This window comes from Pseudomonas sp. HLT2-19-2 (assembly GCF_054898005.1).
This window is the reverse complement of the sequence record NZ_CM142712.1, coordinates 3,706,186-3,727,208: the sequence shown is the minus strand read 5'-3', so window position 1 is coordinate 3,727,208 and position 21,023 is coordinate 3,706,186. Positions and strand designations below refer to the sequence as shown.

The window sequence follows — 21,023 nt, the reverse complement described above, 5'->3', positions numbered from 1 at the left end:
TTGCCCGCGAAGAGGCCCGATCTACCAATAGAGATAGATGTCTCTTTATAGAGACTCGGCAATGCCCAACGCCACCATCTTCTTGTACAACGTCGACCGCCCCAGCCCCAATCGCGCCGCCGCTTCAACAACCTTCCCGCCGCATTGCGCGAGGGTGGCCTCAATCAACTGTCGATCAAACCGCTCCCGTGCTTCACCAAAAGTCTCGTGCGCAACCGGAACAATCGTGACAGGCGCCGCACGCTCTACCGGTGTGAACGTACCAATCGCCGCGCGGATATCCGGGGCATTCAGCATCAAGTCATCACTGAGCAATGCCGCGCGCTCCAGCACGTTGCGCAGTTCGCGAATGTTCCCCGGCCAGGCGTGCTGACCCAACAGCTCCAGCGCTTCACGGTTCAGTTCGTGCTGACTGCGCAGTTCCTCAAGGATCGCTTCACTGAGGGCCGGCAGGTCATCGAGTCGATCACGCAGGGGCGGGACCTGGATCGGCAGCACGTTGAGGCGGTAATACAGGTCGGCGCGAAATTCGCCGCGTTTAATCGCGGCTTGCAAATCCGTGGAGGTCGCGGCGATCACTCGCACATCGCTCTGGATCACTTCGTTGGAGCCGACCGGTTCGAATTCCTTTTCCTGCAGTACCCGCAGCAATTTGCTTTGCAGTGGCAACGGCATGTCGCCGATTTCATCGAGAAACAGTGTGCCGCCCTGGGCGATCTGTAACTTGCCAGCGCGGCCCTTGCGATCGGCGCCGGTAAACGCGCCGGGCGCGGTGCCGAAGAATTCCGCTTCCAGCAACGATTCTGGAATCGCCGCGCTGTTGATGCTGACGAAGGCTTTGTGCGCGCGCGGCGAAGCGCCGTGGATTGCCTGGGCCAGCAGCTCTTTGCCAGTGCCGGTTTCACCGAGCAGCAACACCGGTGAATCAGCGCTGGCACTGCGTCGGGCGCGGCGTTTGACTTCCAGGCTGGCGGCGCTGGTACCGATAAAATGGGCGAAGTTGTACTTGGTCTGCCTAGCTCGTAACAACGATCGGGTGGAGGCCAGTTCTTCCTGCATGCTCATGTAGCGTTTGAGCATCGGCGAGAGGCTGCGCAATTCGTCGAACAGCGCAAACCCGATGGCGCCGATCACCACACCGGCGTCGTCATGAATCGGCAGGCGCATCACCACCAGCGGCTCTTTGGGGGTGTCTTGCATATCGAGCAAAATCGGCCGCCCCGTGCGCACCACCTCGCGCAACAGACTGCCAGGGATCACGCTTTCGCAGGACTTGCCGATGGCCACTTCCGCCGATTGCAGGCCGAAGCGTCGGGCATAACGCTCGTTCATCCAGACGATGTTCGCATCGCGGTCGACAATCACCGTGCCTTCACTCGACTGCTCGATGATCTCGAACAACGAACGGATCGCCAGCAGGCGAACGCGCTGGTAGTCCTTGAGGCTTTCGGTGGTGTTCATCGAACGGCTCCAGGATGCGCCGCCGCCAGCAGCTCTTTGGTGTACGGATGCTGCGGCGAATCGAACACGTCGTGGCTGGCGCCGCTTTCCACCACTTTGCCGTCCTTGATCACGATCATGTCGTGAGCCAGTGCGCGCACCACCGCCAGGTCGTGACTGATAAACAGATACGTCAGGCCATGTTTTTCCTGAAGTTGGCGGAGCAGGGCGACCACTTGTTTTTGCACCGTGCGATCCAGCGCCGAGGTCGGTTCGTCCAACAGGATCAGCGCCGGTTTCAGCACCAGCGCCCGGGCGATGGCGATGCGTTGGCGTTGGCCGCCGGAGAACTCGTGCGGGTAGCGATGGCGGCTTTGCGGGTCGAGGCCGACTTCTTCCAGCGCCCGAATCACTTCGGCTTTGCATTCGTCAGCGGTTAACTGGCTATGCACCTCAAGGCCTTCACTGATGATCTGCGCCACGGACATCCGCGGGCTGAGGCTGCCGAAGGGGTCCTGGAACACCACCTGCATCTTCTTGCGCCACGGTCGCAGCTGTTTTTGCGTCAGACCGTCCAGCGCCTCACCTTGAAAGCGAATGCTGCCTTCGGAATCGAGCAAGCGCAGGATCGCTTGGCCCAGCGTCGACTTGCCGGAACCGGATTCGCCCACAATACCCAGCGTCTTGCCGCGCTGAATATTCAGGCTGATACCGTCCACGGCCTTGAGATAAGTCTTGCGCTGAAACAGCCCGCCACCGAGGGCGAACTGCACCCGCAGATTGTCCACTTCCAGCACGTTCTCGCGCTCGTCCCGGGGCAGAGCTTCACCTTCCGGTTCGGCGTTCAGCAATACGCAGCTGTAAGGGTGTTTCGGTTCGGTAAACAGCGTTTCGCAAGGTGCCTGCTCGACGATTTCCCCAGCCTTCATCACGCACACTCGTTGGGCAATGCTGCGCACCAGATTGAGGTCGTGGCTGATCAGCAGCAGCGACATGCCGAGACGCTGTTGCAGGGATTTGAGCAGCAGCAGGATCTTGCGCTGCACCGTCACGTCCAGCGCTGTCGTCGGTTCGTCGGCGATCAGCAATTCCGGTTCGCAGGCCAGGGCCATGGCGATCATCACCCGTTGCCGCTGGCCACCGGACAATTGATGGGGATAGGCCTTGAGCCGCTCTTTGGGCTTCTGAATGCCGACCAGATGCAGCAACTCGAGAATTCGCGCTTGCGCCGCTTTGCCGGTCAGGCCCTTGTGCAGCAGCAGGGTTTCGCCGATCTGTTTTTCGATGCTGTGCAGCGGATTGAGCGAGGTCATCGGCTCCTGAAAGATCATCGCGATGCGGTTACCGCGCAATTCACGCAGCACCTTGGCCGAAGCGCCGACCAGCTCCTTGCCACGATAGCGGATGCTGCCAGTGGTTTCGGTGCCGGTCTCGGGCAGCAGTTGCAGGATCGAGTGAGCGGTCACCGATTTGCCGCAGCCCGACTCGCCCACCAGCGCCAGGCATTCACCGGGGTGAATGTCCAGGCACAGGTTGCGCACCACGGTCTGGCCGCTGAAGGCCACGCTGAGGTCACGGATTTCGATCAGGTTGTTACTCATATCAGCAGTCCGCTTCAAGATCGTGGATCAAGATCGGGGATCAAACGCATCACGTAACGCCTCCCCGATAAATACCAATAAAGAAAGAATCAGCGCCAGGGTGAAAAACGCCGTCAATCCCAGCCACGGCGCTTGCAGGTTCTGCTTGCCTTGGCCGATCAACTCGCCCAGCGATGCACTGCCGGCGGGCATGCCGAAACCGAGGAAGTCCAATGCAGTGAGGGTCGAGATCGCCCCGGTCAGAATGAACGGCAGGTAGCTCAGGGTCGCGTTCATTGCGTTGGGCAGGATGTGCCGGACGATGACTTTGCGGTCGGTCAGGCCCAGCGCCCGGGCGGCTTTGACGTATTCCAGGTTGCGTCCGCGCAGAAATTCGGCGCGCACCACGTCCACCAGGGCCAGCCAGGAAAACAGCGCCATGATCCCCAGCAGCCACCAGAAATTCGGCTCGACGAACCCCGACAGAATGATCAGCAGGTACAGCACCGGCAACCCCGACCAAACCTCCAGCAGCCGTTGACCGATCAGGTCGACCCAGCCGCCGTAGTAGCCTTGCAGGGCGCCGGCAGCGATGCCGATCAGTGCGCTGACAAAGGTCAGCATCAAGGCAAACAGGATCGACACCCGCGCACCGAAAATCACTCGGGCCAACACGTCCCGCGCTTGGTCGTCGGTGCCCAGCCAGTTAACCTTCGTCGGAGGGCTGGGTGTCGGTTGATTGAGGTCATAGTTCGGCGTGTCGTCGCTGAAGGGGATCGGCGGGAACAGCATCCAGCCACCGTCCTTGTGAATCAGATTCTGCACATAGTCGCTGCGGTAGTCCGCCTGGAATGGCAGTTGCCCGCCAAATTCTTGCTCGGTATGACGCTTCAGGGCCGGGAAGTAGAGTGAGCCCTGATAGCTGACGATCAGCGGCTTGTCGTTGGCGATCAGCTCGCCACCGAGGGTCAACAGAAACAGGCCGACAAACAACCACAGCGACCACCAGCCGCGACGGTTTTTCTTGAATCGCTCGAAACGACGACGACCTAACGGCGAGAGCTTGAACATCAGGCGTTCCTCGAGGCGAAGTCGATACGCGGGTCGACGAGGGTGTAGCAGAGGTCGCCGACGAGTTTTATCAAGAGGCCAAACAGCGTGAAGATGAACAGCGAGCCGAATACCACCGGATAGTCCCGGGAAACCGCGGCTTCGTAGCTCATGCGACCCAAACCGTCCAGGGAGAAGATCACTTCGATCAGCAGGGACCCGGCGAAAAATACGCTGATAAACGCCTGAGGAATTCCCGAGACCACCAGCAGCATGGCGTTGCGAAACACGTGGCCGTAAAGCACTCGGCGTTCGCTCAGGCCCTTGGCGCGAGCGGTGACCACGTACTGGCGCGTGATTTCATTGAGGAAGGAGTTCTTGGTCAGAATGGTCAACGTGGCGAACCCGCCGATCACCAGCGAGGTGACTGGCAATACCAGGTGCCAGAAATAATCGGCTATTTTGCCCACGGTCGACAGTGACTCGAAGTTGTCCGAGACCAGCCCGCGCACCGGGAACCAGTTCAGCGAGGTGCCACCGGCGAAGATTACGATCAGGAACATCGCGAACAGGAACGCCGGCATGGCATAGCCGATGATGATCGCGGTGCTGCTCCAGATATCGAAATGGCTGCCGTGGTGCACGGCTTTGCGGATGCCCAATGGAATCGACACCAGGTAGGTGATCAGCGTCGCCCATAGCCCCAGGGAAATGGTCACCGGCATTTTTTCCAGGATCAGGTCGGTGACGGTCGCGCCGCGAAAAAAACTCTTGCCGAAGTCCAGGCGCGCATAACTGGTGAGCATCAGCCACAGGCGTTCGTGCGCCGGCTTATCGAAACCGTATTGCTTTTCGATGTCCTTGATCAGTTGCGGGTCGAGGCCGCGACTGGATCGGGAGGTGCCGGACATGTTTTCGCCGGAACCGCCGCCGACGCTCGCCCCGCCGATGCCTTGCAACCGAGCGACGGCCTGTTCCACCGGGCCGCCCGGTGCGGCCTGGACGATGATGAAGTTGACCAGAAGAATGATCACCAACGTTGGAATGATCAACAGCAGACGCCGCAGTATATAAGCCCACATCAGCGCGGCCCTCCGGGTTTGCCACGGCTGATTTGCTCAGCCGTCATCTGTTGGTTGGTCAATGGGGTGGTGCTTATTTGCCACCAGCTCTCGATGGCTTCGTCATTGCTCGCTTGCTCGTTGGGCCTGCCGAAACGATTCCACCACACAGTGGAGGTGCCCGGCGGATAATAGTTGGGAATCCAGTAGTAGTTCCATTGCAGCACCCGGTCCAGCGCGTGGGCGTAGCGCAGCATCTCGGGTTGGGTGGTGGCGCGAACCAGCCCGGTGACCAGTGTGTCGATCGCCGGGTTCTTCAGGACCATGTAGTTATTGGCGCCAGGGTCGTTGGCCGAGGCCAAGCCGAAGTAATTGAACAGTTCACTCCCTGGCGAAGTCGTGACCGGGTAGCCGGTGACGATCATGTCGTAGTCGCGGCTCATCAGGCGATTCACGTATTGGGACGAGTCGATGCGGCGGATGTTCAGGTCGATGCCGATCTGTTTCAGGGTGCGCTTATAAGGCAGCAGCAGTCGGTCCATGCCGTTCTGGCTGAGCAGGAAAGTGAAACTCAGCGGCTTGCCTTCGGCGTTGACCAGTTGATCGCCATAGGGTTTCCAGCCGGCCTGTTCGAGCAAGTCGAGTGCCTGCAACTGTTTGTCGCGTATCAGGCCGCTGCCATCGGTTTTTGGTGCTTCGAAAACCTGGGTGAAAACTTCGTCGGGGATCTGCCCGCGCAACGGTTCGAGAATCGCCAACTCGCCGGCGTCCGGCAGTTGTCGGGCGGCGAGGTCGGTGTTGGAAAAGAAACTCTGCTGGCGGATGTACATGTCTCGCATCATCTGCCGGTTGCTCCACTCGAAATCCCAGAGCATGACCAGTGCCTGGCGTACTCGACGGTCTTGGAACAGTGGGTTTTGCAGGTTGAACACAAAGCCCTGCGCCGGTTGGGGCGCTTGTATTGCCAGATGCGCCTTTTGCAAGCGCCCGTCGCTCAGGGCCGGGCTTTCGTAGCCGATGGAGTAACCGGTGGCGGAAAATTCGCGGTTGTAGTCGTAGGCACCGCCGCGCAGGACCTGGCGGGCGACGTCGGTATCGCCGAAGTACTCGATGCTGAAACGATCGAAGTTGTAGAGGCCGCGGCTGACCGGCAAATCCTTGCCCCACCAATCGGCATTACGCTCAAAGGTGATGCTGCGACCGGAGTCAACCTTGCTCACCTTGTAGGGGCCGCTGCCCAACGGCGGCTCGTAACCGCCACCATTGGCGAAGTCGCGAGTCTTCCACCAATGCTCGGGAAACACCGGCAAGGTCGCGATATCGAGGGGCAGGGTACGGTTCTCATTACTTTTCAAGTCGAACCGAACCGTTAGAGGTGATTCCACTTCGACGCCTTTGACGTCGGCGAACTGGGTGCGATAACGCAGGCTGCCCTGGGTCATCAACAGGTCAAAGGTGTAGCGCACGTCTTCGGCCGTGATCGGTTTGCCGTCCGCGAAACGGGCCTTGGGGTTCAGGTAGAAGCGCAGGAACAAACCGTCGTCCGAGCGCTCCATCATCGTAGCCACCAGACCGTACACGGTGTAAGGCTCGTCCAGCGATCGCTGGGCCAGGGGCGAGTAAAGCAGGCCGTCGATCTGTGTGACGCCGATGCCTTTATCGATGTACGGCAAGATATGGTCGAAATGACCGATCTCGATCGCCGAGCGGCGCATCGTGCCACCCTTGGGGGCTTGCGGGTTGGTGTAGGCAAAATGACTAAAGCCGGCAGGATACTTCGCCGGTTCACCGTACACGGTCAACGCATGTTGCGGTGCTGCATTCACACCGGTGACGCCCAACAACAGGGTCACGGCAGTGAACAACAAAGTAGGGAAAGCCAGTCGCATTGTCAGCCTTAGAGCCGGGTGGTCAATAACCACAATTTGTACGCTAGCGGCGCGTCCCTCGCCACTCGTATCACGTATCCCAAACACAACGGCCCACCAAAAGGCGGGCCGTTGTGCAGAATACGTAACGGTTGATCAGTCCTGGCGGCTGGTCACTTCCAGCAGGTGGTAACCGAACTGGGTCTTGACCGGGCCTTGCACCACGTTGATCGGTGCGCTGAAGACCACGGTGTCGAATTCCTTGACCATCTGGCCTGGACCGAACGAACCCAGATCACCGCCCTGGCGGCTGGAAGGGCACGTGGAATTGGCTTTGGCGACTTCGGCAAAATCGGCGCCGCCCTCGATCTGGGTTTTGAGTTCGTTGCACTTGGCTTCCGAGGCAACCAGGATGTGACGGGCAGTGGCTTTAGGCATGGGAAAATACTCCTTTCAATGTTCAGTAAAATGCGGAGCCTACCGGATTCAGTGGTCTATTTCTTCTCAAAGTTCCGTCCAGACCGCGCAGGCCGGTATGGCATGCCTTTATAGGCCGGCATTTCTCAGGCGCTCGGCATGCTGCACATACAGGGCGATCGGGTCGATGCCCTTGCGCAAAGGGCCGGCGGTCTGACTGAGGCTGTCCAGATGATCCAGCGGATAGTCGGAACGAATGACTTTGCCCAAATGAGAGCTGTAGCGGCCAACCAGACCGTCGTTCTGCTCGGCTTCGGTGGTGAAGTAGTGGGAAAAGGCGCGGAGAAACCCGTGCAGTGGATTCAGGGCATCGAGCCCTTTGTCGAGGATGTCGCCCTGCAGGATGCCGCTCCAGGAATAATAACGTACCCCATTGACCAGCTCGCGACCCTTTCCACCCCAGGTTTTCGGCAATCCCTGGGGGTACTTGTCGTTGAACACGCCGACGCCTTCGGTGGTCAGGGCATTCAGCGCGGCTATGGCGTTTTGCGGCAGTTGGTGGTTGCCACTGAGCAACGACAGGAAGTCTGCGAACAACGTTGCAACCGCCGCGGCGACGTGTTCCGGCAGGCGCCCGGGCGTTAGCGCCTTGCGCAAGAAGTCGGCCAGCTCCGAGCCGTGATTCGGTCCACTGACGGAAGTCACCGAAGCGATTGCTTGCGGTGCGACCGCCGCCGCATAACGTGCGGCGAGCGCGCCTTGGCTATGGCCGATCAAGTTGACTTTGCTCGCACCGGTTCCTTCCAGTACACGTTCGATCTGCGCCAGGAGTTGGTCACCGCGGACTTCATTGCTATGGGTAGCCGACACGTGCGGGATAAACACTCTTGCGCCTGCACTCCTGAGGACCTGCTTGACGTCATGAAAGAGTTCGATCTTGCCGATGCGATCGAAGCCGAAGAGCCCGTGGATCAACAGGATCGGATACTGAGTAGTTGCATTCCGTAGCATGTTCTTTCCTTTTTCGCAGTCGTTCAGAGGTGTGTTGATGGGCTCACTCTAAAGCACACCAGCTGCTCGGCGTTGTATGAAAAAGCCGCTGTAACCTGATGAAAACGGAATAGAAAATGTACGAAAGCTCGAAAGTAGATGAGGCCTTGGTCGGAATATCTGGACATCTTTTTATCTGTAACAGCGCGTTTTTCTGCGATGGCCTACTTCGGGAACGCTATTTACCTGCTAATCGTGTCTCGATTCCGACGTCCAGACCTCTGTTGGGGACTGGACGAGGGTGTGGCTCACGCCGGTTGTTGTTCCCGGCTCTGTGCCATGAGCCGGTCGGCTGCCTGGCGCAACAGCTGTTCCGTCCCGCTCCAGCCAAGGCAGCCGTCCGTGACTGACACGCCGTAACGCATTGACGGGCCCAGCGGTTGGCAACCTTCGAACAGATGGCTCTCGATCATCATGCCGATCAGCGATCGGTCACCCTGCAGGCGTTGTTCAAGCACGTCGTTGAACACCGCCGGCTGACGCAACGGGTCTTTGCCACTATTGGCATGGCTGCAGTCGACCATGATCCGTGCCGGGATCTTGAGTTGGGTCAAATCGCCGTGCACCTGGGCGACACTCGCGCGGTCGTAGTTCGGCCCGCGATGGCCTCCGCGCAAGACCAGGTGCGTGTCGGGGTTGCCCGGGGTCTGAATGATTGCCGGGTGACCCTGGCTATCGACACCGAAATGGCGATGCGGATGGGCGGCGGCGCGCATGGCGTCGCTGGCAACACCGACCCCGCCATCGGTGCCGTTCTTGAAGCCGACCGGCATGCTCAGGCCGCTGGCCATTTCCCGGTGGATCTGCGACTCGGTGGTGCGAGCGCCAATAGCGACCCAGCTCAGCAGGTCGTCGAAGTAACCGGCGGCCATCGGTTGCAGCAGTTCGGTGGCAATCGGCAGTCCCAGGCGGAGCATTTCACGCATCAACTCGCGGGACAGCGTCAAACCGCCCGCCATGTCATCGCTGCCATCCAGGTGGGGATCGTAGGCCAGGCCTTTCCAGCCGACGGTGGTGCGGGGTTTTTCGACGTAAGCGCGCATCACCAGCAGCATTTCACCGCTGACGTCGGCGGCGAGGCGGGCGAGGTTGCCAGCGTATTCGAGGGCGGACTTCGGATCATGAATCGAGCAGGGGCCGACGATGACCAGCAGGCGGGAGTCTTCACCGTTGAGGATCGCGCGAACCGCTTGGCGGTGGGCGGCGACTTGCTGGCTCAGGGCGTTGCTGAGCGGTAATTGCTGTTTGAGTTGCAATGAGCTTGGCAGACGCAAGGTCAGCGCTTCATTGGCAGGGCTCAACGTGGACAGCGGCAGAGCAGAGGCGGACGAGTTCATATTCGGGCTTCCTGGGCTGGCGGCGGGTTCGTTCCCGCGCGCTCGGCCCTACTGGGGTGTTCGACAATTGGCCGGATTGGCTGCGTGTGTGTGCTTGCCACCTGTGGGTGACCGGTCGGAGGCGGCAGGCTGTCCCGAGCGGAGGCTGCTAAATCGCCAGGCGGTAAAACTGTCGTAACGGTAATAAGTGGCGTAGTTCATTTTTGAATCCTCTGGTTTGTCTGGTGTGTCGCTAAAAATGTGCGGGGCTGAAAAAACAAAACCCCCGGTCGGGAAGCCGACCGGGGGTTGAGAATTCTCTGGTGGCGACCCGTTTAAAGTGGGCGCCGTGTGGGTATCAGGCGCGCCAGTGGCTAAACCAATACCCAAAATAAAAGCTGACCGAAGCACAGATGTCGTTCACCCGAGCAGCCGCCACCGAGCGCAGGGCGCTGGCGGTACGAAGCTGTGAGAGGGTGTTGGACATGGTGTTCTCCGATGAATGCGCCGAGCTTACTCGAGGCCGGTACGCGGATTCAATCAGAAAATGCTATCGATCACCGACGGCGTTTTCTATCGCTTGAGTGCGTCGCCGGTTGTGACACACTTTGTGCTCCGCTTTTGTACAACGTCACAAGGACGAATCATGACGTCACTGATCATCGCCGCTGCTCAATCGATCTCCATCGCCGGTGACCTTGCCGCGAACATTGTGTGGCATCAGCGCTTCATGCACGTTGCCGCAGAGCAAGGCGTGCAATTGCTGGTGTTCCCTGAGTTATCGCTGACCGGGTACGAGCGTGGACTTGCGGCTGAATTGGCCATTGCGCCGCACGCCGAGGTTCTGCAGCCGCTGCGGAATTTCGCGCGGGAAGTCGGTGTGACGACAGTCGTCGGGATGCCGATTCGGCTGTCGGAACATTCGCCAGTATTGATTGGGGCGCTGGTGTTGGGCGTCGATGGTTCGCTCGGGATCTACAGTAAGCAGCATCTGCATCCGGGCGAGGAGGTGGCGTTTGCACCGGGAACCGGCGGTTCGACCCTGACCGTGGGTGCCGATACTGTTGCGTTGGCGGTGTGTGCGGATTTCTCTCACGCCAGTCATGCCGCCGCGGCGGCGCAGCAAGGCGCCGATCTCTATGCCGCGGGCGTGCTAATCACGGAAAACGGCTACGCCCCGGATACCGCGCTGTTGCAAGGCTACGCCAGCGCTCATTCGATGGCGGTCCTGATGGCCAACCATGGCGGTGCAACGGGTGGCTGGAAATCGGCAGGACGCAGCGCAATCTGGGCGTCGGACGGCTCGCTGATTGCGGCCGCACCGGGTACAGGCAACCTGATGGTCGTGGCTCGACGCGATGCTGACGGTTGGAAGGGGCAAATAGTGGCTGTTGCGGAGGCTTGATGGCATTTGAATTACGCCCGGCGACGCTCCGGGACCTCGACTTCGCTCGTGACCTGACTCGCAAAAACATGCTGCGCTATTACATTCAGCACGATCTGTTGTGGCAGGACGAAGGTTTCGATGTGGGCTGGGCAGGGCGAGAGAACTGGTTGATTGTGCGCGACGAGACCTTGCTGGGCTACGTCAGTCTAAGTCGTGATGCCAAAGCCCTGTACATCCGCGAGTTGCATGTCATCGAAGCGTTTCGAGGGCAGGGCGCGGGTTCCTGGGCAATCGATCAGGTATTCGCCATGGCGTGTAAGGAGCGGCGTCCGGCATTGCGTTTGACGGTTTTTGAAAACAATCCCGCGCAAGGGTTGTATGAGAGAAAGGGCCTGAAGGTAGTCGGCACGGACGAGTGTTTCCTGAGAATGCAGCGCGATATCGATGCCTTGCTTGGCTGAAACACGCATACGACAAGCCTTTCAAGATGTATTGAAACTTTTTATATGACGCTTGCCGCTAGGTCTGCCAGTCGCTTTTTGCTAAGGTGTCGGCAACCCAATAAGACCATATCGCGAGGTGTCTGCTTGATTAGGGTGCTAGTAGTCGATGACCATGATCTCGTTCGTACAGGCATTACACGAATGCTGGCTGACATCGATGGCCTGCAAGTAGTCGGCCAGGCTGAGTCAGGGGAAGAATCCTTGCTCAAGGCGCGTGAGTTGAAACCCGATGTGGTGCTGATGGACGTCAAGATGCCCGGTATCGGTGGTCTTGAAGCCACGCGCAAATTATTGCGCAGCCATCCGGATATCAAAGTCGTCGCGGTCACCGTGTGCGAAGAAGACCCGTTTCCTACAAGGTTGTTGCAGGCGGGTGCCGCGGGTTATCTGACCAAGGGTGCCGGGCTGCCGGAAATGGTCCAGGCCATCCGCCTGGTATTCGCCGGGCAACGCTACATCAGCCCACAGATTGCACAGCAGTTGGCGATCAAATCCTTCCAGCCGACCAATGATTCGCCTTTCGACGCCTTGTCGGAGCGGGAAATCCAGATCGCGTTGATGATCGTCGGCTGTCAGAAAGTCCAGATCATTTCCGACAAGCTCTGCCTGTCGCCAAAAACAGTGAATACCTACCGTTACCGCATTTTCGAAAAACTTTCGATCAGCAGCGATGTCGAGTTGACGCTGTTGGCGGTTCGTCACGGCATGGTTGATGCCAGCCTCTGAATATGACTGAAGCCTTTGATCCCAGCGCCTTTCTGTCGACAGTCAGTGGGCGTCCGGGTGTGTATCGCATGTTCGACAGCGAGGCACGCCTGCTCTACGTCGGTAAGGCCAAGAACCTCAAGAATCGTCTGTCGAGTTACTTCCGCAAATCCGGTCTTGCGCCCAAGACCGCTGCGCTGATGGCACGTATCGCTCAGGTCGAAACGACGATTACGGCCAATGAAACCGAAGCCTTGCTGCTTGAGCAGACGCTGATCAAGGAGTGGCGTCCGCCCTACAATATCCTGCTGCGCGACGACAAATCCTACCCCTATGTCTTTCTCTCGGATGGCCAGTTTCCACGCTTGAGCATCCATCGCGGCGCGAAAAAGGCCAAGGGCAAATATTTCGGTCCTTACCCCAGCGCCGGTGCGATTCGCGAAAGCCTGAGCCTGCTGCAGAAGACGTTTTTCGTTCGCCAGTGCGAAGACAGCTATTACAAGAACCGCACGCGTCCTTGCCTGCAATACCAGATCAAACGCTGCAAGGCGCCCTGTGTCGGGCTGGTGGAGCCTGAGGTGTATGCCGAAGATGTGCGGCACTCGGTGATGTTCCTTGAGGGGCGCAGCAATGCACTGACGGATGAGTTGTCCGCAGGAATGGAAGAGGCGGCGATCAACCTCGAGTTCGAGCGAGCGGCCGAGTTACGCGATCAGATTTCATTACTGCGCCGGGTTCAGGATCAGCAGAGCATGGAAGGCGGGACCGGCGATGTCGATGTGATCGCCGCGTTTGTCAATCCGGGTGGTGCCTGCGTTCATTTGATCAGTGTGCGCGGCGGGCGGGTGCTGGGGAGCAAGAACTTCTTCCCGCAGGTGGGTATTGAAGAAGACGTTTCCGAGGTCATGGCGGCGTTTCTCGGCCAGTATTTCATCACCAGTCCAGAACGCGACTTGCCGAGCGAACTGATCGTCAACGTGGTTCACGAAGACTTCCCGACCCTGATCGCGGCCATCGAAGAGTTGCGCGGTCGCGAATTGATCATCAGCCATCGGGTTCGTGGCACGCGAGCACGCTGGCAGCAGTTGGCGGTCACCAATGCCGAACAGGCGCTGGGTGCACGCCTGGCCAATCGTCAACACGTTGCCGCACGTTTCGATGCGCTGGCAGAAGTGCTGAACCTGGACGAGCCACCCCAGCGTCTGGAGTGTTACGACATCAGTCACTCCAGCGGCGAAGCGACCGTGGCATCCTGCGTGGTGTTCGGTCCCGAAGGCCCGATCAAGGCCGACTACCGTCGCTACAACATTGAAGGCGTCACCCCAGGCGATGACTACGCCGCGATGCACCAGGCCCTGACTCGACGCTTCAGCAAACTGAAGGACGGGGAGGGCAAGCTACCGGACATTCTGCTGGTGGACGGTGGCAAGGGACAGTTGTCCATGGCCCGCGACGTGCTCAATGAGCTGGCAGTGCCTGACCTGATTCTGCTGGGCGTGGCCAAGGGCGCCACGCGCAAGGCCGGTTTCGAAACCCTGTACCTGAACGATGCTGCCCACGAATTTACCTTGCGCGGCGATTCTCCCGCGCTGCATTTGATCCAGCAGATCCGCGACGAAGCTCACCGTTTTGCGATTACCGGGCACCGCGCACGTCGTGGGAAAACCCGCCGAACGTCTACACTTGAGGGCGTCGCCGGTGTCGGGCCGACCCGTCGTCGCGATTTGTTGAAACATTTTGGTGGATTGCAGGAGCTGTCTCGTGCCAGCATCGAAGAGATCGCCAAAGCCCCCGGGATCAGTAAAAAGCTCGCAGAGTTGATTTATGCAAATCTGCACAGCGAGTAGAATGCCCCCTCACCTCGTAGCCAGTTGTGCCGATGAATATCCCTAATCTGATTACCGTACTACGCGTCCTGCTCATTCCGATCTTCATTTTACTGTTCTACCTGCCTTATCAATGGAGCTACCTGGCGTCCGCCTCGGTCTTCGCATTTGCTGCCGCCACAGACTGGCTCGATGGGTATCTGGCCCGCCGACTGGAACAAAGCACGCCGTTCGGGGCTTTTCTCGATCCCGTTGCTGACAAACTGATGGTCGCTGTTGCGCTGGTGTTGCTGGTGCAAGAACATGGCAACCTGTGGCTCACGCTGCCGGCCGCCGTGATCATCGGTCGCGAGATAGTCGTTTCGGCACTTCGCGAATGGATGGCCGAACTCGGCGCCCGGGCTCACGTCGCCGTGTCGAACCTGGGTAAATGGAAAACCGCCGCGCAAATGCTGGCCTTGGTGATTCTGCTGGCGAATCCGTCGGACTTCACGTTCTGGGTGCTGGTGGGGTACGCCTTGTTGCTGATATCCGCGGGCCTGACGTTGTGGTCCATGGTCCAATATTTGCGGGCTGCCTGGCCGCATCTGAAGACCGACGTGGAAAAGAAATAAACTTTTTTGAATCAAGGTGTTGACGAGACTTCTGGATTCTATAGAATGCGCCACACCAAGACGCGGGAATAGCTCAGTTGGTAGAGCACGACCTTGCCAAGGTCGGGGTCGCGAGTTCGAGTCTCGTTTCCCGCTCCAAATATTGCGCTGCAGAGTTCCACTGAATTCTGTAAGCGATTGAAATCAGGACCTTCGGGTCCTTTTTTCGTTCCGGCGGGAACCACTGAAATCCAGCACTATCCGGTGCATTTAAGTCCAGGATTCTGATGCGTACTGAATCGGTTTGTTGCTGGAGCAGTTTGCGTAGCGAGATAAGCATCTGGCCCTGACTCTGTTCAGTACCTCGTCCGCTTCGCGCCCTCCCACCCACGAGACAATGAGAGCTCGCCGAACGCAATAAAAACAGTAGCAAGCCCCGTCAGCACTCGAAGATGTAACATTAGCTCGAGCGCAGAGCCCTGCAGACAATCCGCTCGGTGATTTCGAAATTATCCATAGTGTGCCCATCGATTGGCGAAGAGTAGGACCGTTTATTTGCCCCAATTTTTTGCCCCCTGCCGCAGGTGATGAATGGACATCGCGATCCGGGATTTCTTGCTGACTTCACGGATTTTTTCACCAGTGAAATCTCACTGCAGACCCCCCTCACTCACGGCGCCTTGATCAGCGGCAAGCCGCTGGCAGGAGGGGCGGGGCGTTGGGGTTTGACGCCGGTACCGAAGGTATTGCCCATGCGCGTGCTGGTCGCGGCCGGTGTTGCCAGGCCGACGTGGTTGGGTGGCCGTTTGTTCACCGGCGCGTTCATGGCTTCCTGATTCTTTTGCGCAGCGGCCGCGCCTTCGGGGTTATTGCCCATTTGCTGGCTCAGGCAGTTGTAGTCCGGTGCCTTGTAACCCCCGACCGTTACTTCGACGCAGCCTGGCGGTTGCTCGGCCTGAACCGCTGTCAGTCCGATCAACAGCAGCACGCCGGCTGCAACACACCACAGATTTTTCATTGAAGGCCTCCTGGCCGGCCACGAACGGGCCGCTCTGAAGCGTGAGTCTAGAGCAAAGTAATCGGGCGGCTCGTGATGTTTTTTTGCACCGGCCGTCACACCAGAGTCATAAACAGCCCTCAGGATGACGGTTTTCAGGGGTGCGTCAGCCGTGCAGCGAGGCAGAGTCAGAAACGGGTGCCAGGTTTCAATGACTCACGTCCGCCAGGCTTGCTTGGCGTTGCTGTTTTGGTTGATGTCGTCGGCAGTGATTGCCGGTCCGATTGATTCGCATACTTCACTGGAGCTGGATATTCCGGCCCAGGAATTGGCCAGCGCGCTTGAACGGTTCAGTCGTGCCACCGGCATGGCAGTGTTGGTCGATCGCCAGTTGACCCGTGGTCGTCGTTCGATCGCGCTGAAAGGGCGTCTGAGTGCTGCCGATGCCTTGAGCCTTATGCTCGGTGGCAGTGGACTGATGGCTCGGTATGTCCGGGCGGATGCCTTCACGTTGCAAGTGGCGCAGGTCACCGAGGTGCCCTCGACGCAAGGCTCGGTCGCAACCAGTGCGCCGCTGGCTGGCAGCAGTTACGCGACGGCGATTCAATCGGCGATCGAGCGCAGCCTGTGCCGCTCGCCTTCGATCCGTCCAGGCAGTTTTCGGGCATTGCTGCAACTGTGGATCGGCCGTGATGGTGTTGTGCAGTACAGCCGTCTGGTCAGTTCTACAGGTGATGTTCAGCGCGACTCGGCGCTGGTGGAAAGATTGCGCAACCTCAACATCGAACGTTCGGCGCCCAGTTCCCTGGGTCAGCCGGTCACGCTACTTCTGCTACCTGAGCCGTCGGGAAAACGCATGGAATGCACTCAATGGGAAGGAGTTTCCGGGGGATGAAAGACACCGGACAAAGTTCGATGGTCAGGCTATTCCTGACATCCTACGATGATTTCAAGGTGCGCTTGCGCCGGCGCCTTGGTTCGGAGGATCTGGCCAACGACGTCCTGCACGAAACTTACCTGCGGGTCGACCGCATGGAAACACCGCCGAACATTGCCCAGCCTAATGCGTACCTCTATCGCATGGCCCTGAACATCGCTGCGGACCGGCGCCAGTCGGATGCCCGGTTGCTGACAGGCAGCGAAGTGGAGGAGATGCTGCAAGTCTCGGATGAAGCGCTCGATCCGGCCCGCGTGGTGGGCGGGCAAAAGGAAATTCAATCGCTGCTCAACGCGCTGTATGAACTGCCGGCGCGTCGACGCAAAATCTTTATCGCCGCTCGCCTGGAAGAGGCTCCACACCTGGAAATTTCCCAGCGCTTCGGCATTTCAACACGGATGGTCGAGAAGGAAATCAAAGCCGCTCTAGGCCATTGTGCCGAGCGCCTGGAAAGAAAAGTCATTCAGCGGTTCGGTCCCGGCGCGGGAAAACCGTCTTGATAGAAGAGTCCAGATTAATCCGTGAGTATCCCCGCGCTTGAACATCTTCCGTATTTCAGCCCCTGAGGCGAAACCTCAGGACCGGCTACAGAGCGAAGCCCAGGACTGGTTGATCCTTTTGACCTCAGGCCGGGCGACCGTCGCCGATGCCCGGGCGTTACGCCAATGGTGCGCACAAAGCCCCGAACATGCCCGTGCCTTTGAACAAAGCAAGCGGCTATGGCATCAGTTGCAGCCCGCTGCCGAACGATTGCAGGCTCCACGGCATCTGGGCCGTCGGGCATTCCTCGGTGGAGCCATCGCGGCGTCGGCCGCCTTTTTTCTGATTCGCGGTACAGTGCCGGGCGGTTTTTCGGGGCTGGGCGCCGATTACATCACTGAAGTCGGCGAGCAGCGGCGGGTCGATCTGGCGGAGGGGCTGAGCCTGGAACTCAATACCCAGACGCGTATCAACCAGCGCGCCAGTGCCGATGGCACCCGCAGCTTCGAGCTGCTCAGCGGCGAAGTCGAAGTCCTGACCCGTGCTCAGGCGCCGCTGAAAGTGCAGGCCGGGGTAGGGTGGTTGAGCGCACGTCAGGCCAGGTTCAATCTGCGTCATATCGACCAGAACGTGTGCGTCACCTGCCTGGATGGCATGTTGCTGGTCGACATTCTCGGTCGCAGCATCCATCTGGAATCAGGCCAGCAACTGATTTATGACGCCAGGCAAGTCGGCACGCCGCAAGCGGTCGACACCTCGGCAGTGATTGCCTGGCGTCAACAGGTGCTGGTGTTCAACGACGCCACGCTGGCGACGGTGATCGACGAAATCAACCGCTACCGGCCCGGCATGTTGCTGCTGCTCAACAGCGAGTTGGGCAAGCGCAAGGTGCAGGCGCGGTTCAGCCTGGATCAACTGGCGGGCGTGGCGTTGCTGATTCGTGATGCGTATGGCGTCAAGTGCACTGAGTTGCCGGGTGGGGTGGTGGTGCTCAGCTAACGGCTGACTCGGGGCATGGGGTGTCTCGACTGGCGCTATCGCGGTCCACCTGATTCACTCCAAAGGCCCCATCACCTGCCGATACTTCTCGATCCCCTGAGGCGTTTGCCGCGTCAGGTTGATCTCGATCCCCAGCGGATTTTCCTTGCGGTTGCCGCTCAGCTTGCGCCAGCCCTTTTCTACCTCCCAAACACGAATCGCAACGTCTCTGACTTCATTGAGCACTGCGACCCCTGCGGTGGGTGTCGGCAGCGGATAGCGGCTGCTGGATTCGGCCTGAGCCCGGTAGAGCGTGTCGCCCTTCAGCCACCAGCGCACGCGCTGCAGTTCACCGTTCTGGCCGGTTGCGACGCGGATCACATCCAGACGGAAGCCTGTGCCGTTGGTGTTGCGCACGGTCACCGCCGGGGGCGCGCTGGACGGTTCATCGACAGCGCCGGGCTTCGCCGGCTCGGTCAGTTCAATGCTGGCGCGCATCGCGACGTCGCGCTCCAGCTGGTTCAACGCCCGCAGAAGGGCTTCGGTCTGTTCGGTGCTGGCCTGCAAATGCGCGTCGGCGCGGGTGACGCTGTCCAGGCCGCGCCAGGCAATCAAGCTGACCACCGCCATCAGCATGATCGCCACCATCACCTCGATCAGGGTAAAACCGCGCTGCGCCTTCATTGGACGCTCACTTGTCCGGTGGGGCTGCGCTGAACACTGATGCTGTTGATTCCGTCCGACAGTTTCAGCTGCACGGGTGGATTGATCCATTCGGCGTTCAACACGACGCTTTTCCTGGGTTCCACACGCACTTCCATCCCCGGTGTCTCCCAGAGACGAGGGCGTAGTTGCGGGTCGTTCTGAAAGCGATCAACGCCTTCGCCGTTGTCATTGCGGCGACTGAAGCGAAATCCTTTGGCGTCGGCTCGCCAAGTGATCGGCCGACCATCGGATTGGGCTTCTACTTGTGCGACCTTGAGCAATTGCGCGACACGGTCGGCGTCCTTTCGCAGCAGGTGCAGCGGGTCCGGTTTGATGCTGAGGCTGATCGCCGCGCTGGCAATGCCGATGATCACCAGCACGACCATCAACTCGATCAGGGTGAAGCCCTGTTGCTTAAAGCGCTGTTGTTTGAAGCCATTCATTGAGTGCGAGCTCCTTTGCATCGTTTTTTATCGTGACGGCTGAAGATGGCGAGCATATGAAATAAAAACGTGAGAATTGCGCTGTAGGCTCATGGCAGGGACTAAAAGGAGATTCAGCCCATGTCGTTTACCGAGCGGTCTTCCCCGGCGCAGTGTGTCCAGGCACTGGCCTTGCTGGCCGCTCTGGCGGGCGTCGTCACCTGGTCATCGCTGCTGCTGACAGCTGCCGAATCGCGAACGCCGGATGCCGCGCCGCCACTCACGGTTTCACGCTCCGACAGCCCTGTGTTGCAGTGGTTTTCCAACCAGCCGGCACCGGTGGATATCAAGGTCAGCGGGGTGTGGGCCGGCACCCGTGGCGCGGTGGCGATCCTGAGTCTCAACGATGGCCCGCCACGCAGTTTTTTGGTGGGAGAACGGGTGAGCCAAGGGGTGAAAATCCTCGCCATCGAAGGCGATGCCGTGGTGATCGAGCGTGGCGCGGAGCAGTCCCGCCTGCTGATTGCCAAACTTCCGGATTCGCCATTGCTACCCGTTTTGACTCAACCCTGAACCCACCATAATCCCGGTAGCAGCCTGCGACCGGCTTGGGCCGCGTTCGGACCAAGCAGTCGCCATGCGGTTTATCTGACGCACCGCGTTGTCTGGTTTACGACTGCTTCGCAGCCGGACGCAGGCTGCTACAGGGGTTGCGGGTGGGTGATCGGTCGACTCAGCAACGTGCCGAGCCGGGCCAGTGGCGGTGCCTCGCGGCTGCGGTCGAATACTTGCAGATCAACTCGTAACAACCGGCCATTCTCAGCGACGCCAATGGTTTGCTCGCAGCGCAACTGCAGCCGACCCTGATCGCATTCCAATGCTTTTGTCCCCGGTGTCGATCGGCCCTCCAGACGCAGCTCGGCCAGGCGACTCTGTGCCGCCAGCAGCGCGATCGATTTGTCCCGCAGCAAGCCATTGCTCTGGGTCATCAAGCCGGCGACCCGCACGGCGGCAGACATCGCGACAGCAATAATCGCCAGTGCCACCAGCACTTCGATCAATGTAAAACCGGTCTGTCGGGGAGGGTGGCGCATCGGGCACTCGAGCGGTCTGAACACCGCCTGAATGTAGTCCCCGGGCTTGACCGCTTGACGACCAAAGCTCCCGAGCATTTTCAACACCACTGACATATCTTCTTGCAACACTGCGCGTCGAATCGAATCAAGCCAGGGAATGTCGAGATGGATATCGCGCACTTCAAGTTGCTGGATCACAAGCCTCGTTCGCCTCGCGGACAGCAAGGTTTCACCCTGATCGAGATCATGGTGGTGGTGGTTATTCTCGGGATTCTGGCGGCCATGGTGGTGCCCAAGGTATTGGACCGTCCGGACCAGGCGCGGGCCACCGCGGCCAAACAGGACATTGGCGGGCTGATGCAGGCATTGAAGCTGTATCGCCTCGACCACGGCACTTATCCGAACATGAACCAGGGTTTGAAAGTGCTGGTCGAGCGTCCGGCGGATGCCAAGAACAGCAATTGGCGTTCGTACTTGGACCGCTTGCCCAACGACCCTTGGGGCCGTCCTTACAACTACCTGAATCCGGGTGCGAATGGCGAAATCGACATTTTCTCCCTCGGTGCCGACGGCCAGCCTGACGGCGACGGCGTAAATGCCGATATCGGCTCCTGGCAGCTGTAAGGGCCGCT

23 protein-coding genes and 1 tRNA gene are annotated in these 21,023 nt (G+C 59.4%); 11 read left to right on the top strand and 13 right to left on the bottom strand.

Translation table 11 applies throughout. The features are described from left to right. Positions 1 to 45: 45 nt before the first annotated feature. The 9 genes from ACYZTU_RS17345 to ACYZTU_RS17305 form a co-directional block, all read right to left on the bottom strand. Positions 46 to 1,461, bottom strand: coding sequence for a sigma-54 interaction domain-containing protein (locus tag ACYZTU_RS17345; RefSeq protein WP_461964454.1), 1,416 nt, complete (start codon positions 1,459 to 1,461; stop codon positions 46 to 48). Next, the gene (locus tag ACYZTU_RS17340; protein WP_461964452.1) at positions 1,458 to 3,041 is read right to left on the bottom strand and encodes an ABC transporter ATP-binding protein; all 1,584 of its coding nucleotides are present in this window, start codon (positions 3,039 to 3,041) and stop codon (positions 1,458 to 1,460) included. The genes ACYZTU_RS17345 and ACYZTU_RS17340 overlap by 4 nt, the downstream gene beginning before the upstream one ends. A gap of 27 nt (positions 3,042 to 3,068) precedes the next feature. After that, entirely contained in the window at positions 3,069 to 4,091 is a 1,023-nt protein-coding gene (locus ACYZTU_RS17335) for an ABC transporter permease (RefSeq protein ID WP_449643577.1), read from the bottom strand. Then, positions 4,091 to 5,152, bottom strand: a complete 1,062-nt coding sequence (locus tag ACYZTU_RS17330) for a microcin C ABC transporter permease YejB (protein ID WP_461964450.1) — start codon at positions 5,150 to 5,152, stop codon at positions 4,091 to 4,093. The genes ACYZTU_RS17335 and ACYZTU_RS17330 overlap by 1 nt, the downstream gene beginning before the upstream one ends. Next, positions 5,152 to 7,020, bottom strand: coding sequence for an extracellular solute-binding protein (locus ACYZTU_RS17325; RefSeq protein ID WP_461964449.1), 1,869 nt, complete (start codon positions 7,018 to 7,020; stop codon positions 5,152 to 5,154). The genes ACYZTU_RS17330 and ACYZTU_RS17325 overlap by 1 nt, the downstream gene beginning before the upstream one ends. A 135-nt stretch (positions 7,021 to 7,155) precedes the next feature. Further along, complete coding sequence (locus tag ACYZTU_RS17320) at positions 7,156 to 7,437, bottom strand: peptidylprolyl isomerase (protein ID WP_266018674.1); 282 nt, start codon at positions 7,435 to 7,437, stop codon at positions 7,156 to 7,158. Positions 7,438 to 7,545: 108 nt separating this feature from the next. Further along, complete coding sequence (locus tag ACYZTU_RS17315; protein ID WP_461964447.1) at positions 7,546 to 8,427, bottom strand: lipase family alpha/beta hydrolase; 882 nt, start codon at positions 8,425 to 8,427, stop codon at positions 7,546 to 7,548. A gap of 287 nt (positions 8,428 to 8,714) precedes the next feature. Next, on the bottom strand, positions 8,715 to 9,803 hold the full coding sequence (locus ACYZTU_RS17310; RefSeq protein ID WP_461964445.1) for a 3-deoxy-7-phosphoheptulonate synthase: 1,089 nt from the start codon (positions 9,801 to 9,803) through the stop codon (positions 8,715 to 8,717). A gap of 337 nt (positions 9,804 to 10,140) precedes the next feature. Beyond that, complete coding sequence (locus tag ACYZTU_RS17305) at positions 10,141 to 10,269, bottom strand: hypothetical protein (RefSeq protein WP_461964444.1); 129 nt, start codon at positions 10,267 to 10,269, stop codon at positions 10,141 to 10,143. Between the two features lie 159 nt (positions 10,270 to 10,428). On the opposite strand from ACYZTU_RS17305, the gene ACYZTU_RS17300 reads away from it, so the two are divergent. From ACYZTU_RS17300 to ACYZTU_RS17275, 6 genes are all read left to right on the top strand, one after another. Further along, the gene (locus ACYZTU_RS17300) at positions 10,429 to 11,187 is read left to right on the top strand and encodes a carbon-nitrogen hydrolase family protein (RefSeq protein ID WP_461964442.1); all 759 of its coding nucleotides are present in this window, start codon (positions 10,429 to 10,431) and stop codon (positions 11,185 to 11,187) included. After that, a complete protein-coding gene (locus ACYZTU_RS17295; protein ID WP_461964441.1) occupies positions 11,187 to 11,630 on the top strand; it encodes a GNAT family N-acetyltransferase in 444 nt (147 codons plus the stop codon). Before ACYZTU_RS17300 ends, ACYZTU_RS17295 begins: the two co-directional genes overlap by 1 nt. Positions 11,631 to 11,756: 126 nt before the next feature. Continuing rightward, on the top strand, positions 11,757 to 12,398 hold the full coding sequence (gene gacA / locus ACYZTU_RS17290; protein WP_008015884.1) for a response regulator transcription factor GacA: 642 nt from the start codon (positions 11,757 to 11,759) through the stop codon (positions 12,396 to 12,398). A 2-nt stretch (positions 12,399 to 12,400) separates the two neighbouring features. Beyond that, positions 12,401 to 14,224 (top strand): excinuclease ABC subunit UvrC, encoded by a 1,824-nt coding sequence (uvrC, locus tag ACYZTU_RS17285; RefSeq protein WP_461964439.1) that lies wholly within the window; start codon positions 12,401 to 12,403, stop codon positions 14,222 to 14,224. Positions 14,225 to 14,256: 32 nt separating this feature from the next. Then, positions 14,257 to 14,817 (top strand): CDP-diacylglycerol--glycerol-3-phosphate 3-phosphatidyltransferase, encoded by a 561-nt coding sequence (gene pgsA, locus ACYZTU_RS17280; protein WP_017339130.1) that lies wholly within the window; start codon positions 14,257 to 14,259, stop codon positions 14,815 to 14,817. 62 nt (positions 14,818 to 14,879) lie between these two features. Continuing rightward, positions 14,880 to 14,955 (top strand) — tRNA-Gly (locus ACYZTU_RS17275). 511 nt (positions 14,956 to 15,466) lie between these two features. On the opposite strand, the gene ACYZTU_RS17270 is transcribed toward ACYZTU_RS17275, so the two are convergent. Next, entirely contained in the window at positions 15,467 to 15,814 is a 348-nt protein-coding gene (locus ACYZTU_RS17270; RefSeq protein WP_461964438.1) for a hypothetical protein, read from the bottom strand. A 190-nt stretch (positions 15,815 to 16,004) separates the two neighbouring features. On the opposite strand from ACYZTU_RS17270, the gene ACYZTU_RS17265 reads away from it, so the two are divergent. The 3 genes from ACYZTU_RS17265 to ACYZTU_RS17255 are packed head-to-tail and all read left to right on the top strand — an operon-like array spanning position 16,005 to position 18,209. Then, complete coding sequence (locus tag ACYZTU_RS17265) at positions 16,005 to 16,688, top strand: STN domain-containing protein (protein ID WP_461964436.1); 684 nt, start codon at positions 16,005 to 16,007, stop codon at positions 16,686 to 16,688. Further along, on the top strand, positions 16,685 to 17,230 hold the full coding sequence (locus ACYZTU_RS17260; protein WP_461964434.1) for an RNA polymerase sigma factor: 546 nt from the start codon (positions 16,685 to 16,687) through the stop codon (positions 17,228 to 17,230). Before ACYZTU_RS17265 ends, ACYZTU_RS17260 begins: the two co-directional genes overlap by 4 nt. A 37-nt stretch (positions 17,231 to 17,267) precedes the next feature. Then, positions 17,268 to 18,209 carry a FecR family protein gene (locus tag ACYZTU_RS17255; RefSeq protein ID WP_461964433.1) on the top strand — a complete coding sequence of 314 codons (942 nt, stop codon included), beginning with the start codon at positions 17,268 to 17,270 and terminating at the stop codon, positions 18,207 to 18,209. Positions 18,210 to 18,263: 54 nt separating this feature from the next. Here ACYZTU_RS17255 and ACYZTU_RS17250 read toward each other — a convergent pair whose 3' ends face one another. Together ACYZTU_RS17250 and ACYZTU_RS17245 are read right to left on the bottom strand one after the other, a co-directional pair. Next, a complete protein-coding gene (locus tag ACYZTU_RS17250) occupies positions 18,264 to 18,872 on the bottom strand; it encodes a prepilin-type N-terminal cleavage/methylation domain-containing protein (RefSeq protein ID WP_461964431.1) in 609 nt (202 codons plus the stop codon). Then, on the bottom strand, positions 18,869 to 19,336 hold the full coding sequence (locus ACYZTU_RS17245) for a GspH/FimT family pseudopilin (protein ID WP_461964429.1): 468 nt from the start codon (positions 19,334 to 19,336) through the stop codon (positions 18,869 to 18,871). Before ACYZTU_RS17245 ends, ACYZTU_RS17250 begins: the two co-directional genes overlap by 4 nt. 120 nt (positions 19,337 to 19,456) lie before the next feature. On the opposite strand from ACYZTU_RS17245, the gene ACYZTU_RS17240 reads away from it, so the two are divergent. Further along, a complete protein-coding gene (locus tag ACYZTU_RS17240; protein WP_461964427.1) occupies positions 19,457 to 19,888 on the top strand; it encodes a type II secretion system protein N in 432 nt (143 codons plus the stop codon). 128 nt (positions 19,889 to 20,016) lie between these two features. Here ACYZTU_RS17240 and gspI read toward each other — a convergent pair whose 3' ends face one another. Beyond that, complete coding sequence (gene gspI, locus ACYZTU_RS17235) at positions 20,017 to 20,409, bottom strand: type II secretion system minor pseudopilin GspI (protein WP_461971070.1); 393 nt, start codon at positions 20,407 to 20,409, stop codon at positions 20,017 to 20,019. A gap of 147 nt (positions 20,410 to 20,556) precedes the next feature. Between gspI and gspG the strand changes: the two genes are divergently transcribed. Then, entirely contained in the window at positions 20,557 to 21,015 is a 459-nt protein-coding gene (gene gspG / locus ACYZTU_RS17230) for a type II secretion system major pseudopilin GspG (protein ID WP_461964425.1), read from the top strand. Positions 21,016 to 21,023 lie beyond the last annotated feature (8 nt).

What these genes read in the sequence shown, in the direction of transcription:
- ACYZTU_RS17345 (WP_461964454.1), bottom strand. Translation starts at nt 1,461, where the DNA reads ATGAACACCACCGAAAGCCTCAAGGACTACCAGCGCGTTCGCCTGCTG.
- ACYZTU_RS17340 (WP_461964452.1), bottom strand. Translation starts at nt 3,041, where the DNA reads ATGAGTAACAACCTGATCGAAATCCGTGACCTCAGCGTGGCCTTCAGC.
- ACYZTU_RS17335 (WP_449643577.1), bottom strand. Translation starts at nt 4,091, where the DNA reads ATGTTCAAGCTCTCGCCGTTAGGTCGTCGTCGTTTCGAGCGATTCAAG.
- ACYZTU_RS17330 (WP_461964450.1), bottom strand. Translation starts at nt 5,152, where the DNA reads ATGTGGGCTTATATACTGCGGCGTCTGCTGTTGATCATTCCAACGTTG.
- ACYZTU_RS17325 (WP_461964449.1), bottom strand. Translation starts at nt 7,020, where the DNA reads ATGCGACTGGCTTTCCCTACTTTGTTGTTCACTGCCGTGACCCTGTTG.
- ACYZTU_RS17320 (WP_266018674.1), bottom strand. Translation starts at nt 7,437, where the DNA reads ATGCCTAAAGCCACTGCCCGTCACATCCTGGTTGCCTCGGAAGCCAAG.
- ACYZTU_RS17315 (WP_461964447.1), bottom strand. Translation starts at nt 8,427, where the DNA reads ATGCTACGGAATGCAACTACTCAGTATCCGATCCTGTTGATCCACGGG.
- ACYZTU_RS17310 (WP_461964445.1), bottom strand. Translation starts at nt 9,803, where the DNA reads ATGAACTCGTCCGCCTCTGCTCTGCCGCTGTCCACGTTGAGCCCTGCC.
- ACYZTU_RS17305 (WP_461964444.1), bottom strand. Translation starts at nt 10,269, where the DNA reads ATGTCCAACACCCTCTCACAGCTTCGTACCGCCAGCGCCCTGCGCTCG.
- ACYZTU_RS17300 (WP_461964442.1), top strand. Translation starts at nt 10,429, where the DNA reads ATGACGTCACTGATCATCGCCGCTGCTCAATCGATCTCCATCGCCGGT.
- ACYZTU_RS17295 (WP_461964441.1), top strand. Translation starts at nt 11,187, where the DNA reads ATGGCATTTGAATTACGCCCGGCGACGCTCCGGGACCTCGACTTCGCT.
- uvrC (WP_461964439.1), top strand. Translation starts at nt 12,401, where the DNA reads ATGACTGAAGCCTTTGATCCCAGCGCCTTTCTGTCGACAGTCAGTGGG.
- pgsA (WP_017339130.1), top strand. Translation starts at nt 14,257, where the DNA reads ATGAATATCCCTAATCTGATTACCGTACTACGCGTCCTGCTCATTCCG.
- ACYZTU_RS17270 (WP_461964438.1), bottom strand. Translation starts at nt 15,814, where the DNA reads ATGAAAAATCTGTGGTGTGTTGCAGCCGGCGTGCTGCTGTTGATCGGA.
- ACYZTU_RS17265 (WP_461964436.1), top strand. Translation starts at nt 16,005, where the DNA reads ATGACTCACGTCCGCCAGGCTTGCTTGGCGTTGCTGTTTTGGTTGATG.
- ACYZTU_RS17260 (WP_461964434.1), top strand. Translation starts at nt 16,685, where the DNA reads ATGAAAGACACCGGACAAAGTTCGATGGTCAGGCTATTCCTGACATCC.
- ACYZTU_RS17250 (WP_461964431.1), bottom strand. Translation starts at nt 18,872, where the DNA reads ATGAAGGCGCAGCGCGGTTTTACCCTGATCGAGGTGATGGTGGCGATC.
- ACYZTU_RS17245 (WP_461964429.1), bottom strand. Translation starts at nt 19,336, where the DNA reads ATGAATGGCTTCAAACAACAGCGCTTTAAGCAACAGGGCTTCACCCTG.
- ACYZTU_RS17240 (WP_461964427.1), top strand. Translation starts at nt 19,457, where the DNA reads ATGTCGTTTACCGAGCGGTCTTCCCCGGCGCAGTGTGTCCAGGCACTG.
- gspI (WP_461971070.1), bottom strand. Translation starts at nt 20,409, where the DNA reads ATGCGCCACCCTCCCCGACAGACCGGTTTTACATTGATCGAAGTGCTG.
- gspG (WP_461964425.1), top strand. Translation starts at nt 20,557, where the DNA reads ATGGATATCGCGCACTTCAAGTTGCTGGATCACAAGCCTCGTTCGCCT.